16 protein-coding genes are annotated in these 16,908 nt (G+C 43.4%); 2 read left to right on the forward strand and 14 right to left on the reverse strand.

Annotated features, from left to right (window positions below; all coding sequences use genetic code 11):
• Positions 1-6 precede the first annotated feature (6 nt).
• The 5 genes from BUA78_RS13780 to BUA78_RS13800 all read right to left on the reverse strand — a co-directional run bounded on the left by BUA78_RS13780 (position 7) and on the right by BUA78_RS13800 (position 5,545).
• Complete coding sequence (locus BUA78_RS13780) at positions 7-654, reverse strand: succinate dehydrogenase cytochrome b558 subunit (protein WP_072915617.1); 648 nt, start codon at positions 652-654, stop codon at positions 7-9.
• A 152-nt stretch (positions 655-806) separates the two neighbouring features.
• Positions 807-2,327, reverse strand: coding sequence for a phosphoenolpyruvate carboxykinase (ATP) (locus BUA78_RS13785; RefSeq protein ID WP_139257394.1), 1,521 nt, complete (start codon positions 2,325-2,327; stop codon positions 807-809).
• Positions 2,328-2,539: 212 nt separating this feature from the next.
• Entirely contained in the window at positions 2,540-3,094 is a 555-nt protein-coding gene (locus tag BUA78_RS13790; RefSeq protein WP_072915619.1) for a Fe-S-containing hydro-lyase, read from the reverse strand.
• Between the two features lie 13 nt (positions 3,095-3,107).
• Complete coding sequence (locus tag BUA78_RS13795; protein WP_072915621.1) at positions 3,108-3,986, reverse strand: fumarate hydratase; 879 nt, start codon at positions 3,984-3,986, stop codon at positions 3,108-3,110.
• A gap of 191 nt (positions 3,987-4,177) precedes the next feature.
• On the reverse strand, positions 4,178-5,545 hold the full coding sequence (locus tag BUA78_RS13800) for a sigma-54 interaction domain-containing protein (RefSeq protein WP_072915624.1): 1,368 nt from the start codon (positions 5,543-5,545) through the stop codon (positions 4,178-4,180).
• Positions 5,546-5,711: 166 nt separating this feature from the next.
• Here BUA78_RS13800 and lexA point away from each other — a divergent pair, with 166 nt between their 5' ends.
• Entirely contained in the window at positions 5,712-6,338 is a 627-nt protein-coding gene (lexA, locus tag BUA78_RS13805; RefSeq protein ID WP_072915626.1) for a transcriptional repressor LexA, read from the forward strand.
• A 43-nt stretch (positions 6,339-6,381) separates the two neighbouring features.
• Here the strand turns inward: lexA and BUA78_RS13810 are convergent, their stop codons facing one another.
• Positions 6,382-7,122, reverse strand: coding sequence for an AAA domain-containing protein (locus BUA78_RS13810; RefSeq protein WP_072915628.1), 741 nt, complete (start codon positions 7,120-7,122; stop codon positions 6,382-6,384).
• A gap of 230 nt (positions 7,123-7,352) precedes the next feature.
• Between BUA78_RS13810 and BUA78_RS13815 the strand changes: the two genes are divergently transcribed.
• Positions 7,353-8,459, forward strand: a complete 1,107-nt coding sequence (locus tag BUA78_RS13815; protein WP_072915631.1) for an RNA-guided endonuclease InsQ/TnpB family protein — start codon at positions 7,353-7,355, stop codon at positions 8,457-8,459.
• Between the two features lie 418 nt (positions 8,460-8,877).
• Here BUA78_RS13815 and BUA78_RS13820 read toward each other — a convergent pair whose 3' ends face one another.
• The 8 genes from BUA78_RS13820 to BUA78_RS13855 all read right to left on the reverse strand — a co-directional run bounded on the left by BUA78_RS13820 (position 8,878) and on the right by BUA78_RS13855 (position 16,818).
• Complete coding sequence (locus tag BUA78_RS13820) at positions 8,878-9,675, reverse strand: P-loop NTPase (protein ID WP_072915633.1); 798 nt, start codon at positions 9,673-9,675, stop codon at positions 8,878-8,880.
• 3 nt (positions 9,676-9,678) lie between these two features.
• Positions 9,679-10,917: a (Fe-S)-binding protein gene (locus BUA78_RS13825; RefSeq protein ID WP_072915636.1), complete on the reverse strand. Its 1,239-nt coding sequence runs from the start codon at positions 10,915-10,917 to the stop codon at positions 9,679-9,681.
• Between the two features lie 413 nt (positions 10,918-11,330).
• Entirely contained in the window at positions 11,331-11,891 is a 561-nt protein-coding gene (locus BUA78_RS13830; protein WP_072915639.1) for a GNAT family acetyltransferase, read from the reverse strand.
• A gap of 243 nt (positions 11,892-12,134) precedes the next feature.
• Complete coding sequence (locus BUA78_RS13835; RefSeq protein ID WP_072915641.1) at positions 12,135-12,539, reverse strand: MerR family transcriptional regulator; 405 nt, start codon at positions 12,537-12,539, stop codon at positions 12,135-12,137.
• 171 nt (positions 12,540-12,710) lie between these two features.
• Complete coding sequence (locus tag BUA78_RS13840) at positions 12,711-13,040, reverse strand: DUF4387 domain-containing protein (protein ID WP_072915644.1); 330 nt, start codon at positions 13,038-13,040, stop codon at positions 12,711-12,713.
• On the reverse strand, positions 13,041-14,408 hold the full coding sequence (locus tag BUA78_RS13845) for an acyclic terpene utilization AtuA family protein (RefSeq protein ID WP_072915647.1): 1,368 nt from the start codon (positions 14,406-14,408) through the stop codon (positions 13,041-13,043). It lies immediately after the preceding gene.
• Positions 14,409-14,571: 163 nt separating this feature from the next.
• Complete coding sequence (locus BUA78_RS13850) at positions 14,572-15,813, reverse strand: methionine gamma-lyase family protein (protein ID WP_072915649.1); 1,242 nt, start codon at positions 15,811-15,813, stop codon at positions 14,572-14,574.
• Positions 15,814-15,855: 42 nt separating this feature from the next.
• Positions 15,856-16,818, reverse strand: a complete 963-nt coding sequence (locus tag BUA78_RS13855; RefSeq protein ID WP_072915760.1) for an AAA family ATPase — start codon at positions 16,816-16,818, stop codon at positions 15,856-15,858.
• Between the last annotated feature and the right edge of the window lie 90 nt (positions 16,819-16,908).

Consider the following 16,908-nt stretch of genomic DNA (forward strand, 5'->3'; position numbering starts at 1 on the left):
ACATTACTAGATAAAGGCCAAAATAGCAGACAGCCCTAGGGCAGATATAGCGACAAACAACAGCATACAGGCCTTCCAAACAAAATTCTGGGCCTGTTCTCCTACCACGATACCCCAGCTTACCGTAAAATTCCATAAACCATTGGCAAAATGAAAGGTCGCTGCCAAAAGCCCCACCACATAAAAGGCCAGCCAAGCCGGGTTGGACAACTGGTTCTGCACTGTCAGATAGTTAATCTCCAGGCCATATAACGAATGGGCTATGCGAAGGAACCATACATGAATCACAACAAAAGCCAACGTTAGGAGTGCCGAAATGCGCTGCAGATAAAACATCCAGTTCTTACTATAGGAATACCGAGAAATGTTGTTTTTTGTCACATAAACAATATAAAGTCCATACAAGGCATGAATGGTTAACGGTAAAGCAATCAACAGGATTTCCACCGTACCTAGATAAGGAATACTCTGCAGTTTACTGACCGTCGTATCAAATAAGGCCGGGCTGATAGCCGCAAGTGAATTGGCTATTAAATGTTCGACCAAGAAAAAACTGATAGGAAAAACTCCCAAAAAAGAGTGAAGTTTACGAATAAAGAAGTGATAATTGGCGAAGCCATTATTTTGTGACTGCGATATGATCACTTGCGTCATGAATACCCCCCCAGAATTACAAACTTTGATTAGAAAATTATATCACATTTCTTTGGACAAACTTAGTGAAAAACCGCTAACCTTCTTGTATACATGCTTTGTCTGTTAACACGAACTTTACCTTGGACATCCATCTACTGGAAAATTTAAACTTAGGAAGGCTCTACCGCTAACAAAATTTCATCCTTAAGTCCCGGATATTTATTTAACCATTCCCTTCTTTCTTGACGTAATTTGGCAACCAGTTCGTCATAGGTCTGGGTATCGTAATACTTTCTTGGTTGATACTGAGACATAGCAAGGCCTGGAATTTCTGCCGCAACCTCATAACCCCAATCATCGTCTCTTTCCCAGCGAATGTTTCCTTTCGCGATGGCTTTCATGATCTCGGTGGAAAGCTGAATGGTAATTTTCTTGCCACCCACCGCACCGGTATTGAGAATATAGCATTCTATATCAGGATTTGTTCGTAGTATTTCCAATAAACGGTTACCTTCTTCCGCTTCCGGTCCCATGATAAAGGGATTGGTACCAACTTCTCGCTTGGATTGTCCGGCTTTGGTAGGATCTCCTGCGGAGGTTTCTATGGATTCCCCCAGCATGAAGTAAGCCGCTGCTTGTTCCGGCGTTAACCTAGCCACCGGAGGGATGATATCATTTCGTCTGGTGATGAAAATAATCTTATCGGCCTTTTCCAAATCAATTTTATTATCGGTACCCAATACTTCACCCCTTAGGATGACACCACGACCATTGGAAGTTAGCTCAACATTATTAAAATCAATCGTACCATCTTCCTGTACCATTACGTTTTCAAAAATAGCTTGGGGAGAAACAGCCGCCTGATAAAGAACCCTTTGGGACTCATCCAATCCCTCTGTCTTAATATAAAAGCCGTTTTCTGTACCAAAACAGTAACCCTGTTGATTCATCAAAACAACATCATCTTGCCGAATCATGACCCTCTCTGGTTCCATCAGCTCATGATCGTGCATGGTTAAAGTAGTTTTTCCCGTGCCTGATAGGCCAAACATGATGAAGCCCACTTCACGTAAATTACCCTCTTTGTTAACAATCCTTAAAACTTTACTGCCCGCATGAAAACCCAGTCCACCCCGTTCTTTGATGGCATACATGGCCTTGCGCAGAAAGGATTTTTTGCACTCGCCAAAATAATCCGGACCCAGGATGTAGGTGATTTTTTCTTGGGGGTGACAAAAAATAATGCGTTTCGGCCATTCAGGAACATAAATACTGACAAAATCCGGCTCCTGCTCTTTATTCGGTAGTTCGAAGGTCATGTTTTTCCACTGGAACGGGATGCTGGCAAAATCCTTCGTAATATATAATCGACAATGAAAACTACAGGATGGGTGTAGACAAAGTTGACGATCCATCCTTATCACATCTTTATCCTGTAAAAACTCATGGACTTGCGTAGCCAGCGCCAGTGCTTTTTCTGGGGCCATCCCCTGTTGATCAACTCCCAATGGGAATCCTTCACAAGTAACAAGAAAGGTAGCTTTGGCGCTGCGATTTCGCATTTGGGATAGATAACTGGCACTGCCAAACTTAGTCGTCCTTTCTTTAGCAGAAGCCATTTTCCGTAGTTCCTCCAGGGAAGGATTATCGATGATGCGCCGGGCATCCACCGTCCGTTTTAGAGTCTCCACATGAATTACCCCTTTCATTTTAGATTGGGTGGTTACTTTTAGTTTTTTGTATACTGTATACAATACATGTAAACAAGGTGACTAAATTTACCAACTATTGGTGGGTTTTTTAAGCCCTTGGCTAAAAGCAAATGGCCAGTTATTTTTCTCAACTAACTAGAATGCAAGTAGTATCTTCCTTTATCTTATTTGATATAGGAAGATACTACTGCTTACTCCTGGCAATATAGCTTTCTGCCCTCCTGATACAAATCGCCACCAAAGGCATCGTTTACCACGATGGCCGGAAAATCCTTCACCACCAAACGGTGAATAGCTTCCGGACCCAGATCAGGATAAGCAACTACTTCCGATTCTATGATACAGCGAGAAATGAGTGCAGCAGCACCACCGATGGCGGCAAAATATACTGCACCGTGTTTCTTCATAGATTCCACCACGGCTTGGGAACGGGCTCCTTTACCAATCATACCCTTTAAGCCCTGTTCTATAAGTCTGGGGGCGTAAGAATCCATTCGCCCGGCTGTGGTGGGACCAGCTGAACCAATGACCCGCCCTGGTGAGGCTGGTGATGGCCCAACATAGTAAATAATTTGACCCTTCAAATCGATGGGTAACTCTTTACCTTGATCCAATAACTCTACCAAGCGTTTATGAGCAGCATCACGTCCGGTATAAATTACACCATTCAGCAACACCTGCTGCCCAATACGCAGGTTAGTCGAAGTTTCCTGACTTAAGGGAGTGGTTAAGTGAACACGGGTCAACTTTGCAGTCCTCCTATATGACAACAGTTTTATGCCGAGCCGCATGACAATTTATATTCACTGCCACCGGCAAGCTGGCGATATGTGCACCAAATATTTCGATGTGAACAGCTAGGGCTGTGGTAAGGCCGCCCAGACCGGCTGGTCCAATGCCCAGACGATTAATCTTTGCTAACAGTTCCTGTTCTAACTTGGCAATATCGGGCAGGGAGTGGGGCTGACCCACTGGCCTTAGCAAGGCTTCCTTGGCCAGTAAGGCGCATTTTTCCATGGTCCCGCCAATACCTACCCCAATAATTAAAGGTGGACAGGGATTAGGTCCGGCATTTTGCACAGTATCTAGCACAAATTTTTTAGCTCCCTCTACCCCTTCTGCCGGCTTCAACATTTTTAAAGCACTCATATTTTCACTACCGCCACCCTTAGGGGCGACGGTGATTTTTACTTTATCACCGGAAACCATTTTTAGATGGATCACAGCTGGGGTATTATCTCCGGTATTCACCCTTTCCAGAGGGTGACCCACCATAGATTTTCTCAGATAGCCCTCCCGGTAACCCTTTCTCACACCTTCATTGATGGCCTCGGAAAAATCACCATTCACAAGCTGGACATCCTGACCCAACTCCACAAAAACCACCGCCACCCCTGTATCTTGACACATGGGAATAGATTCGGTGGCAGCAATAGTGGCATTCTCCACCAATAGATTCAGAATCTCTTTACCACTTTGAGAGACTTCACTTTCACAGGAACGCTTAAAGGACTCTACGACATCCTCTTCTAATTTGAAGTTGGCTTCCTGGCATAGCCGTGCTACTTCGTCTATGATGATGTTACAATCTACGGTTCTAATCGCCAGCGACCTCCTTGAATAGGCTAATGTTAACATAAATCATTGCAATATAGATGCCAACCATTACGTTGTGTCCAGCAACCCCTAGGTATAGCATTTTTCTTGATTTAATCGCTATATTGCCCTAACTATGTCATTCTAATTACCAACGAACTTCTAAATTTTAGAATAATTCTCCTAATCTACACACAATACAAGCCTTCTTGATTCTAAGATTTAGAAACATTCTAATTCTTAGAATCAAGAAGGTGATATTTTTTAATCTTATTATAAAGAGTTGCCAATGAGATATTCAATTGCCGGGCTGCTTCCTTTTTGCCATCTAGACTCCCGCCGCATTTCTCCAAGGCCCGTTCAATCATCATCCTTTCCAACTGATCCAAAGGAGTAATGGTAGTTTCACAGGTACTTACAGTCAATGAGTTCAAACTAAGGTGCGGGGCCAAGTGTCGTACGGTGATACGATCGCTATCCGAAGCTACCATCACTCGTTCCAACACATTCTCCAATTCCCGAATGTTGCCCGGCCACTGATAGGTATCTAATTGAGTCAGAGCATCCGGTGAGAGTCCCACCACTTTTTTGCCCAATTTGCGGTTAAGTCTTACAATGATGTAATTGGCCAGTTCAGCCATATCCCCGTATCGCTCCCGTAAGGGTGGTAGGTTAATCTCCACCACATTAAGGCGATAGTAAAGATCTTCTCGAAACAGACCTTCCCTCACCAATTCTTTTAAATTACGGTTGGTAGCCGCGATTAAACGCACATCAATGGCTATCGATCTGGTACCACCAATACGTTCAATCTCTTTTTCCTGCAACACCCGAAGAAGCTTGGCCTGTAGCAACAGATTCATATCACCTATTTCATCTAAAAACAACGTTCCTGCATGGGCTAATTCAAATTTACCGATTTTATCTTTAACAGCGCCTGTAAAGGCTCCCCGGTGATAGCCAAACAACTCACTCTCTAATAAAGTATCGGGAATCGCTGCACAATTAAGCGCTATGAAAGGGCCTTCCCGTCGGGGACTGGCATGGTGAAGGGCGTGGGCAAACAGTTCTTTACCGGTGCCGCTTTCTCCCAATAGGAGAACTGTGCTGCTGCTTTCGGCAGCCATCTTGGCAGTTCTGATACAATCCTTGATGGCATTACTGCTGCCAATAATGTGTGCAAAATCATATTTACTTTTGGTTACCTGGCCGTACTTATCGGAGAGGTTTCTAATAATGTTACTGCTACGTCTTACTTCTTCCGTTAACTTGATAATATCGGTGATGTGCTGGAAAATAACCACTGCTCCTACGATCTCACCACTTACTCGAATAGGAACAGCATTGGAAATTACCTCTGCATTACTCCCACCTACCCTGGTACGATGGCCTTTTACTGCTTCTCCTGTTTTTAGAGCCAAGGCCAAAGCCCCTTCAGGTGATACTTGAAAAATATTTTCTTTGGTGCGTTCCGCTAAGGAAATACCCGTAATCTGGCAAAAGGCGGGGTTCACATAAATTATCTGGCCATTGCGATCCGTTACTTCAATAGCTTCTTGCACCGAATCCAGAATGGCAGATATCATTTCCATTGGCAACATAAATATCACTTCCCCATTTGGATAATTCGTTCGTATTCTGCAAAACCCTTCTCGATTTGACAAAGCTTTTATCGAACAAATGTTTTGCATTCTTAGCAAAGTGATGTTATAATATACCAAATATATTGTTTCATGTTGCATTAACTGGAAAGGTGTGAAAGGTACTGTGTTAAATCCCCGAGAAGAAGCTGTCTTACAAGTCATTATAGATAACGTAAAATCAAAGGGTTATCCCCCATCGGTTCGAGAAATCGGCGAAGCCGTTGGTTTATCTTCCAGCTCAACTGTCCATTCTTACCTAAAACGGCTCGAACAAAAGGGCTATTTACGCCGAGACCCCACCAAACCACGAGCCATTGAAGTGATCACAGAGAATAAATTAAAAATGACCCAGCAAGAAAGCTACGATCCTGATGAAGAAATGATCAGTGTTCCTATGCTTGGCGAAGTTGCTGCGGGAGTTCCCATCCTTGCCGTGGAAAACTATGACGATAAAGTAACGTTACCCAGAAGCTTCACAGGTTACGGAGATTTCTTTATGCTGACCATTCGTGGTGTAAGTATGATTGAAGCCGGTATTCTGGAAGGGGATTTGGTCCTGGTTAGAAAACAGGACATCGTAAACAACGGTGATATCGCAGTTGCCTTGGTGGAAGATGAAGCTACCGTAAAAAGATTTTATAAAGAGAAGGACAGAATTCGCTTACAACCGGAAAATAGTTTAATGGAACCCATCTATGTGCAAGATGTTAAAATTCTTGGCAAAGTTGTCGGACTGATGAGAAAACTATAATTGAGCAGAGTCAAAGGCTGTATACATAAGAACTGGGTCGTTCTTATGTATACAGCCTTTTTTGTTTTAATAATAAAACTGTAGGCCCATAAGCGTTGACTGCCTCGTTATTATTAGACACAACCGCTACGCTTTTTCCTTGAACCGCTACGAGGTTTGCAATAAGGTTCAGGATTGTCTGGGTTTTGCCAGTGCCGGGTGGCCCTTCGATAATAGAAATAGAGCTTGTAAGGGCATTTTCAAGTGCAGCTTTTTGACTAAGATTAAACCGGAATGGAAAGATGATACTGTTGCTGTCGGGAGTTCGAGTTTCAATTGACTGTCGGTTCAGGTAACGGCCCAGTACACTTTCCGGGTGAACAAATGTAAGCTGCTCCATTTCCTGCTTTAAAAAAGCCTCTTCTTCCGGGTTGTCTGACGTATATTGAGAGATATCCCTTAGATAGGTCAGTATTTGTTGGGCACCCTGATTGACGGCTCCATCCTTGACCAACAAAAATGACTGTGGCCTTACCGTACAAAATTTACCGTTATATTGGATGATTCGGATGCGTTCTCCAAAATCCAGAATAAGTCGCGGTTCATAGACAGGTATGCCATCCACATAGACGGCTTGGCCATCTAGTTTGATTACTTTCGGCTTATTAATAATAACCACATCATTCTGATTATATGGGTAGCTGATACTTGCTCTTCGATAGGTAATTTTCACTTTCTCTTTTTTGAGGTCATAGTCGATATTACTTATTTCTTCGGTTTTATCTTCTCCCTTAACCAGAACCATTACTTCTTTTATATCTATATCGTTTGTCCTCTGTCAAAAGTTCTAAGTTATGTGTTATCTCTATAATGAGCACTTCCCGGCTCATTTTCCCCAGTTCACTGTATGCCCTTCAGGGATGTAGGTTTCCATATATCTGCCACCTTTATACAAAACACTTGTTCTGCCCAGGTTCTACTACTATAATAAGAATATGGAATATACATGGCAACTGTAAGTGAGGTGAATTTTCTATGTACAATCCCAAGGAACATAGGAACTACAAGTTTCGGATATACCCAACCAAAACACAGGCAGAAACCTTGACAAACTGGTTAACACTTTGCCGTCTCTGCTATAATGCAGCCTTGGCGGACAGGAAAAACCACTACCTAAGAAATAAAGCCAGTCTAACCAGAACAAAACAGCAGACAATCTTGAAATTGGATAAGGACAAACACCCTCAACTAAAAGAAGTCCACTCCCAGGTACTGCAAGAAGTGCTGCTTCGGGTAGAAAAAGCATATCAGGCATTTTTCCGCAGAGTAAAGGCTGGAGAGAATCCAGGCTACCCAAGATACAAAGGTATGGGGCAGTATAACTCTCTGACCTATACCCAATTTGGCGAGGGCCTCGGAGCCTGCTTCAAAGAAGAAAAACTAGCTCTAGCCAAGATAGGCTTAGTAAAAATCAAACTGCACCGGGAAATACCAGGTAAAGTAAAGACTTGCATCATCAAGAGAGAGACTACCGGCAAATGGTATGCAGTGCTATCGGTTGAAGAATACCCGGTACTATACTCACCGAACTGGAAAAAAACCGGCCTAGATGTTGGGATAGAGAAACTAGCCACCTTATCAGACGGCGAGCAAATCCCTAACCCTAAACCTATACAGAAATCAGAGAAAAAGGTAAAGTGTGCCCAAAGGGACTTATCCCGTAAGAAAAAAGGTTCAAAAAACAGAGATAAGGCAAGGCAAAGACTAGCCAAAATCCACGAAAGAATTCGCCATCAACGTCAAGACTATCTCCACAAAACAGCCAATTATTTGGTTTGGAAGTATGGCAAGATTGTAGCAGAAGATTTGCAGATACAAAACATGCTCAAAAATCACCATTTGGCAAAAAGCATTGCTGATGCAGGCTGGGGCTATCTCTTTTCAATGCTCTCGTACAAGGCTGAAAGTGCTGGTCGGGAGTTTATAAGAGTAATAGCCCATGGTTCCTCTCAGGAATGCAGTCAATGTGGTGCTATCGTAAAGAAAGACTTGGCAGAACGGGTACACCGTTGCCCGCACTGCGGTCTGGTGCTGGATCGTGATCACAATGCGGCAAAGGTATTAGAGAAAAGAGTTTCTTAGTCAATAGATATTCTGTACCGTAGGAACTACGGCAAATGCCTGGGGAGTTGGGGTGGGTGCATCCCACAATGAACCAGGAAGCCCCTTCCCGAACATCCGTGAAGGTGAGGGTGAGTTCACTAATAGAATTTTATCATCTTATATATGAGAATGTTTAAAAAATATGTCGAATAATATTAACGCAAATCTGTATAGTACCGCTCCTAATAATAACGAATGACCCCCAATCTTTCTAAGGATGGAGGTCATTCTAAATTTATAGATACACTAGTATACATCTGTATTTTTTAGTATCAAACTTTATTTTCTAACAACGGCTCGCAGTTGACGTATAAGTTACTGATGCCACATCATGTCCCTGAAATTTAGAATTACTGTCAAAAAACTATTTTCTTGATGCTGGTTGGTCTTTTTAATTTTAACAAAATAATTCGTTTGTTTTTAAAAGGCCTGGAATCGTTTGAAAGGCACTGGTAGTTGCCAGTTCAATTTTCCCTTCTTCGCATATCGATAGGAAGCTGAGGTCAAAGGGGAGAACCTCTAGGACAGGTAACTGTGATAATCCTGTTAAACGTTTGGTTATTAGTTCATTCCGTAGCCCTACTTTAGATTGGCAGCTGGGGCACTGGAAAGAGGCCATGTTCATAACCAGGCCAAGAGTATTGATGTTATATCCCCCGGCCAATTCGTAGACATTCTTGGTTGCTTGAATCACTGCCCTTTGATGATTTGTTACCAAGATAAGTCCATCCAGGGGAAATTCCTGAAATACGGTCAGTTGCAAGTCACTATTATTAGGCAGATCCAGAAATAAGAAATCTAAATCGCCCCAATGGGTGGTCTGCCAAAATTCTTTAAGCATCGTACAGGAAGCGATACTTCTCCACACTAAAGGTTGTTCTAAATTATTTTTAAGTAAACCCATTGATAAAATCTTAATGCCTGAGATACTACTATCCGGATACTCACTATCTTTACTTATCGTACCTGGACCTAGTCCAAAAATGTCTGCGATAGAAGGAGAATAAAAATCACAATCAAGAATGCCAATCCGGTAGCCAATGTTACTAAGGCTAACGGCCATTAAGGAGGTTATGACAGACTTTCCTACGCCACCCTTGCCGCCAGTTATGGCGATTATCTTACCAATGCGGCTTCGCCCACCAATTAATAGTTTTTGGTGCGTTTTTTTACCGCAATTTAGCTGGCAGCTCATTTCTTACACACCCTTAGTCCTTTTCTCTAAAATTAAGGCAGGACTAATTAAATGATGCAAGTGAGCTAGCCTAGCATCTACCTTAAAGTGTTTAATCGTGTCGGTGAGCTGATCCCAACAGTTATGGCAGGGGCAAGCTACAATTTTACAGCCTGTGGCAGTAATTTGATCGGCCTTTAACTTACCCTTGGCCAAGCGATAGGGTTGAATATCTTTACCCAAAGCCAATAAACCGCCACCACCACCGCAGCAATAATTGTACTTGCCGCTGGGAGTCATGTCTCTAAATTCCATAACAACTTTCTTTAAAACATAGCGCAGGATCTCTCCCATGTCTTCTTTACGTACCATATTACAAGGATCATGCAGGGTAACAGGCTCCGTGTTTACAGTCGGGTCGACATGTAAAATGCCTTCATCAAACCACTCTTTATATTTCTCTATAATACTTTTTACCGGATAAAAGGGATCTTTCGTCCACACCTTAGGACCCCATTTTTGGGCTCTGGTGGCGTGGCCACACTCAGTCACTACCAATTCCTTCACCTTTAGCCGCTTAACTTCGTCACCAATTCTCTTCATAAGTATGGTAGATTCTTCGTCATTTCCGTTAAATAATCCGTAATGTGTAGCATCCCACCACTGGCTGCTGCAGGTCCAATTGGCACCTACGTACCAGAAAATTTTAGCAATACTCTGGATATCCTGGGGATAATATTTTACTTCCCTTGGGTCCCAAAGGAAAAGGAAATCTGCGCCTTCCTTATCCACCGGTATTTTAGCGTTGGGATCACCCACTTCAGCCTGAAGCTCTTCCTCCATCCATTCCAGGGTATCCAGATATTCCTCCTTGGTGACCTCCATCTGATTCCCGGTGTTAATCTGGGCATTCACGACATCTTGTAAAAATCCCGGTGAAGTCAGCCCGAAATTGCCTCTAAGTGTGCGGATCACGGTAGACACATCCACCCCCATCGGGCATTCAACTGTACAGCGCCCGCACATTGTACATGTCCAAATTAGTTTGTTATTTAAAACCTTATCCCTTAGTCCAAGGGAAATCTCTCTAAGAATTAGACGAGGATCGGAATTGTCATGAACACCGTTATATGGACAACCAGCACTACACATACCACAGGTAAGACAGTTATACAAATCAAGCCGCTGCTTATCTGTACACATTTTTTGCAGCACTTCATTTTTAAACTGCCAATCAGCATTATTTAAGAGTAACTCAGCCATTAGGTCCCCCCCAGTTCAATGGATTTTATCACCTCAATTAGTTAATTAAGGCTAATCTACAAATAAGTATATAACTATCCAAAAAGCATTGTCAATGTTAACCTCATTAACAATGCTGAACATATATGCGTTGAGTATTTTATATTTTACTCTGCTATTTTCAGATAAAGCTCACCTTGATATGGGCTAGGTCAAAGCTTTATTTAAAAATGCCGGATCATGTGCGCCAGAGAACACGAAGCAAAAAGCCGTAAAAAAAGAAAGGAAGAACATGCTAAGAATCTCACAGAGCCAGCAAAGCTGCTCAAAATTCCTAACATGTTCTTCCTCTCAATAATTAAATCTTGTTTATGCTTTCATTAACTTCCTGGCAATCCTTAACCTGGGACAGAAACTGCCATGATCCGCTTATGCTACTTTTGTGTCAGAGCGGTTGAACAAGCCATCAGATAATAATCGTTCTGATTGAACTGAAAGGTTCCCAGCGTCATCAGAGGGACTTTTTTGGTGTGTGCTGCATAGGAGCGATGGTTAATCTGGTTAATAAATGTCGCCATGATTGGATAGCGTTCTCTCATACTGGCTAATGAAGCGTAGAACACCCGTTCAAATAACCCTGTTCCCCTAACAGATTTATCAATGCAGATCGGCCCGTACTGATAAGAATTTTGCCTTGTCAATGTCTGACCCTCAAATGTAAATTCGGGCAATTTTTCAATCATGCAGGCGAAGAACGGCCACTCCACCCAAAACTCCCAGGAGGCGGCCATAGCAAAGGAGAGAACTTTGCCGTTCTCCTTTGCAATCGTGACACCATGTTCATTGACAATTAGTGCCTCAAGCTGTGCATCTGTAAAATTAGTTGTCACAAAACCGTCAGGTTTATCTCTCTCGCTGATGTAATTAATATGGTTGGCTCTAATTAAAGAGAGGATTCCCTCAAAATCATCCATGGTTGCCTGTGTTATAATCATGAAAAGCTCTCCACTTCTTTTAATATGCCATATAATAATTAAATTGTACCACCTGCTTTGAACTGTTGAAACCTAAGAATTGTTTGGCATACAATTCTATATGAAATTAAATACTACTCATTATGTTTTCTGAAGCCCAAAAGATAACTACATTTTGGACACAAGTACCTTATAAAATTTAAGAAAAAAGGAGTGTCGCTTGCTACTCTAAAGTAGTTTTAGCGGCACTCCTTTTTTTATGCTTTAATTGACTTCTTGACAATCCTTAAGATGGGGACAGGAACTGCAATGATCCGCTTTATCTTCGATGACATAACAATATGTACCCTGTTCTTTCCAACACGGTTTGCTGTAATTCACCTTCTCGCCTTTTTCAGCATTGCCGCCATTACAGTTTTTGATGTTCCAGCAGGGGTACATGGTGATAATTTGCAGCACACCTGCAATATTAAGACCCCTTTCATTGATTAGAAAATGAATAAACTGTAAGCGCTTAACATCATTGTTGCTGTATAAACGCTGTTTATTACGGCGTGAGGGTTCCACTAAACCATGCTTTTCCCAAATCCTTAACGTTTCGGGATGAACTTTCAGCAACTCTGCAATTACCCCTATGTTGAACATGGGTTGATCATCATTTCGGAACAAAAGATTTATCCCCTCTCATCTAATTTCTGTATTATATTTGTATTATATAGTCTATAAACTAAATTTGTAAATAATCTAAATACAAACAAAAATTAAAGATTTTCTTACATTGCTCACTCTCGTGAGATATTGCTCGAAATTTTGCAGTTTTTGCCGAAAGTTCGAATAAGTTTATTCCACTTTTATTTCTACTTCTAAGTTTAATAGCGGGGCATGCTGCTGAGCACCATAAACATCCGTTTCCCCCAAAGCACCGGAGGGATAGGGTCGTACAATGGTTGCTTTGATGGCGTTGGCCGGTGCAAACAGCGTGATGGAGATCACGTCCTCTTCACCAATGCCGTATAGCTTGGCTATGGTGGTTTTATTGATCACCTGGGCGCGACAAGCTGCCTCATAGGTCGCTTTGTCCTTAAAAATAACATCCAACGTTAGCTCATAGGGGCCGGAATTTTTACTTCTAATTACTGAAGCTAGTTCTGGCAGTTTCATTTTAGCCATTTATTGATCTTCCCCCATTTTCATAATTTCCACTGGGAATAACGCCAAAGGATCTACCACTTCTAACAGGTGGTAGATGTTAAAATTATAAACCGGACCGGCTTTAAAGTCCGAAGGTGAATAGGGGAAGGCCAGGTTGCCTGCCGTAGCCACTCGACCAGGATAGCCATAGTGCAGCATCGTAGACCGGGCAAAACCGCAAATAGTGTTAGCAATTTCTTGAGTCTCTGCCACTGCCTCAATGATAATCCCTAATTCATGGCTAGTAATATCTGAATTGGGTTCCAACTGTCCCATGACACCGTTCTTGCCATAAATCGTAAAATGCAGAAAGTATTGATACCCGTATTTTTTAAAATTGTCCGCAACCCTTTCCCGGACAGCCTCGACAATATGATCTATTTGGGCAATCATAATTGAGTCGCGGCAACCGGCAATGGAAACTGTACGATAGCCTACCCGTTTGGCCCCCTCCAGCTTAACAGCAAAGGGTTCTGCAGGGACAAATTTACTCCCGGTTACTTTAACCGCTTGCTCAGAGAGTTGTGTAAAGGTGGTCTCCCTCAAATCTAAGATGCCGCCCGGACCCGGTAAAACATACGGGTTGGTCTTTTCATAAAGTGTGTGAGCAGCCACCGAGGTAGGTGTACAACGACGAATTGGGTTGAGGGGTTCCACAATAAAGCAATCTTCCCGTAGCGTTCCCAGTAGGCAATCACTGCCGCTGCCAGGGGAAGCGGCGATGGCTCCACATTCTAAAATTTTCCCCATGTGAATGGCCAATCCTTTATCAAATCCAGCTAATAACGCTCCGGCACTGAAAACCGCCGGATCGTAAGCTCGTCCTGCCAATACTACCTTTGCTCCCTGCTGCAAGACCGACATTACCGGCTCCGGACCCATCTGGGCTACAATACGTTCCGCAGCGTTTATCTCTGCCTCGGTTAACTCCGGGGCAGGATGTAGAGGGGCTATTTTATTCTCCCGGTAGGCTTGTAATACGGTCTCCCGTTCAAGCTCCGCATGAATCACACCCAAAGGGAATTGCCAGCCCTTTTCCAGCACTAATTCTTTAATAATATCCAAATTCCATTGCAAGTGAACCTCAGCACCGGACCCCCCTGCCGTACCAATAACAACCGGAATATCCAACTGCAAGCCTGCTTCAATCATTAACTCTAAATCTCTTTTAACAGCAGCCCGGTCGGTAAAAGATACACCGGCACCCAAGTAATATGGGCCAGGATCGGTAGAACCTGCGTCAACAGCAATTAAGTGGGGTTTTCTGTCTAGACCAGCCTGAAAGGATTCTTCCGGAAAACCATAACCCAATATGGCGGTGGGAGATAAAACTCGGTATTCTCTCAAAGCGGTATCCCTCCAATAATCGTTATCATTCAATGAGCCCTTTTATCAAACGCCCTTAAGATCCCTACCTACAGAGGTGAGGTCTTAAGGGCGTTTGATAAATAAGGTGAGACAAAATGTCTCACCTTATTATATACCCATTCGATACTTATTTCATTAAAACCTACCCTATCTTTAAAACATTTCTGGCAGCTGAAATAACGCCCAGACGAACATATTCTTTGGATAAGCCACCTTGTAGATAGACAGCGTAAGGTTTTCTCAAGGGTGCATCTGCACTTAGTTCAATCGAAGCACCTTGTACAAAGGTGCCAGCGGCCATGATCACATCGTCCTCGTAGCCAGGCATATAATCTGGTTCCGGCAAAGCATGGGCATCCACCGGTGAGGCAGCCTGTAACCCCCTACAGAAGGCAATCAACCGCTCCGGAGTTTCCAAGGCAATGGATTGGATAATATCGTAGCGCGGTTCATCGTAGGCCGGGGAGACGTGAAAGCCTAATCTTTCAAATAACCTTGCGGCAAAAACAGCTCCCTTAAGAGCTTCGGCTACGGTATGGGGAGCTAAGAAAAGCCCTTGCATTAACAACCTCTGATGGTCCAAGGTTGGTCCCACTTCCGCACCGATTCCCGGAGCAGTAAAACGATTGGCCGCCCAATCCACCAGTTCCTTTTTGCCCACGATATAACCACCAGTGGGTGCCAAGCCGCCACCGGGATTTTTTATTAATGATCCTGCCACCAAATCGGCTCCCACTGCTGGTGGTTCCGCCGTATCTACCAATTCTCCGTAGCAGTTATCGACAAAAACATAAGTGTTAGGACAGCGAGATTTCACAAACTCAATCAGCTTCTGCAACTCTTCCAGCGTTAAGGCAGGCCGCCAGGCATAGCCCCGGGAACGCTGCACCATAACCACCTTGGTTTTGCTATGTAAAGCTTGTTCAATAGCCGACCAGTCCAAGTTGCCGTTAGGAGTAAGCTCCACCTGACGGTAACGAATACCGTAGTCCTTTAAGGAACCGGGAGCGTCCCCTCGTTTCCCAATAATTTCTTCCAAGGTATCATAGGGCGAACCCTGTACGGCCAATAGTTCATCTCCGGGCCGTAATAAACCATAAAGGGCAATGGCAATAGCATGGGTACCCGATACGATTTGCCCCCTTACCAAGGCAGCCTCGGCACCAAAGACGTGGGCATAAATCTTTTCTAAGGTTTCTCGACCGGCATCATTATAACCATAACCGGTGGTTCCTCTTAAATGGTAATCAGAGGTACGGGCCAGGTGAAAGCCTGCTAAGACACGGGCGTGATTTTGCATAGCCCGGGCTTCAATAATCCGGTAAATGGGCTGCACTTCAGTTTCTACTTCACTTGCTAGTTTGTCCAATTGATCGATTGTCACGTACTTCCTCCAATGCTGCGATTTACTGGTACACCGGAAGAATTAAAGTTCCTCCTGTGCACCAGTCAGGTCTTCTCTATGAATCGTCATTAAATCATCTCGGGAGATGCTTCTTTTGTTTACCAGGCGCACCGCTTGATACCGCATGGCTCTTTCAATAAGATTACGTACCAACCGGGCATTGCCGCTGTGTTCATGTTTTCGGGTTAAATTTTCAATAATTTTAATGAGTTCCTCCCTGGCTAAAGGAGCCAACACATATTGCCGCTGACTTAACATCAGATCCGCGATATCCATCAACTCATGAATATTATAATCCGGGAAGGTGATATGTAAGGGAAAACGAGAACGTAACCCCGGATTGGTTTCTAAGAAATAATCCATCTCATCCTGGTAGCCCGCTAGAATAATAATCAGATTGTCTTTGTTGTTTTCCATACTAGCCACCATAGAATCGATAGCTTCCTTACCAAAATCCTTTTCGCCGCCTCTGGCCAACGAGTAGGCCTCATCAATAAACAGGATGCCGCCTAGGGCTTTTTTAATCTGATCCCGGGTTTTAGCAGCGGTATGACCGATATACTCCCCCACCAGATCGGCCCGTTCCACCTCAATGAGGTGCCCCTTCGGTAAGACATGAATCTCTTTAAAGAGACGGCCAACGATTCTGGCCACAGTCGTTTTTCCAGTACCCGGATTGCCTTTAAAAATCATGTGCAAAACCATAGGCTCGTAAATCAACTTTTCCTTCTGTCTTAATTTTTGAATTTCGACAAAGGCTTGGATCTCATGAACCAGCTTTTTCACACCAGAGAGCCCGATAAGCAAATCCAGTTCCCCTAATATTTCCTGAGCCGCCTTTTTGCTTAACTCCTCCTGGCTGATCGTCTTTTCCTGGGCCGTTTGTCTCGACGGCAAGACAGGCTTCTTGATAAAACTTGGTGATTTAGGCGGCTCCGGCCGATTAGGTGGATTTTGATTTTGCCACATTTTTATCTTCACCAAGGAGTTCACCTCCGGGTAAATACTGTTTTCTACTACCAAATAGCATGACTCTAAAACAGTATACGCTTGGAGGTTTAAATAGTGACCATA

The sequence above is a fragment of the Desulforamulus aeronauticus DSM 10349 genome, from assembly GCF_900142375.1.
GTDB lineage: Bacteria > Bacillota > Desulfotomaculia > Desulfotomaculales > Desulfotomaculaceae > Desulfotomaculum > Desulfotomaculum aeronauticum.

Coding starts and splice junctions, on each gene's coding strand:
- BUA78_RS13780 (WP_072915617.1), bottom strand. CDS start 654: ATGACGCAAGTGATCATATCGCAGTCACAAAATAATGGCTTCGCCAAT.
- BUA78_RS13795 (WP_072915621.1), bottom strand. CDS start 3,986: ATGTTAACATTAGCCTATTCAAGGAGGTCGCTGGCGATTAGAACCGTA.
- BUA78_RS13800 (WP_072915624.1), bottom strand. CDS start 5,545: ATGTTGCCAATGGAAATGATATCTGCCATTCTGGATTCGGTGCAAGAA.
- BUA78_RS13810 (WP_072915628.1), bottom strand. CDS start 7,122: ATGGTTCTGGTTAAGGGAGAAGATAAAACCGAAGAAATAAGTAATATC.
- BUA78_RS13815 (WP_072915631.1), top strand. CDS start 7,353: ATGTACAATCCCAAGGAACATAGGAACTACAAGTTTCGGATATACCCA.
- BUA78_RS13820 (WP_072915633.1), bottom strand. CDS start 9,675: ATGAGCTGCCAGCTAAATTGCGGTAAAAAAACGCACCAAAAACTATTA.
- BUA78_RS13825 (WP_072915636.1), bottom strand. CDS start 10,917: ATGGCTGAGTTACTCTTAAATAATGCTGATTGGCAGTTTAAAAATGAA.
- BUA78_RS13830 (WP_072915639.1), bottom strand. CDS start 11,891: ATGATTATAACACAGGCAACCATGGATGATTTTGAGGGAATCCTCTCT.
- BUA78_RS13840 (WP_072915644.1), bottom strand. CDS start 13,040: ATGGCTAAAATGAAACTGCCAGAACTAGCTTCAGTAATTAGAAGTAAA.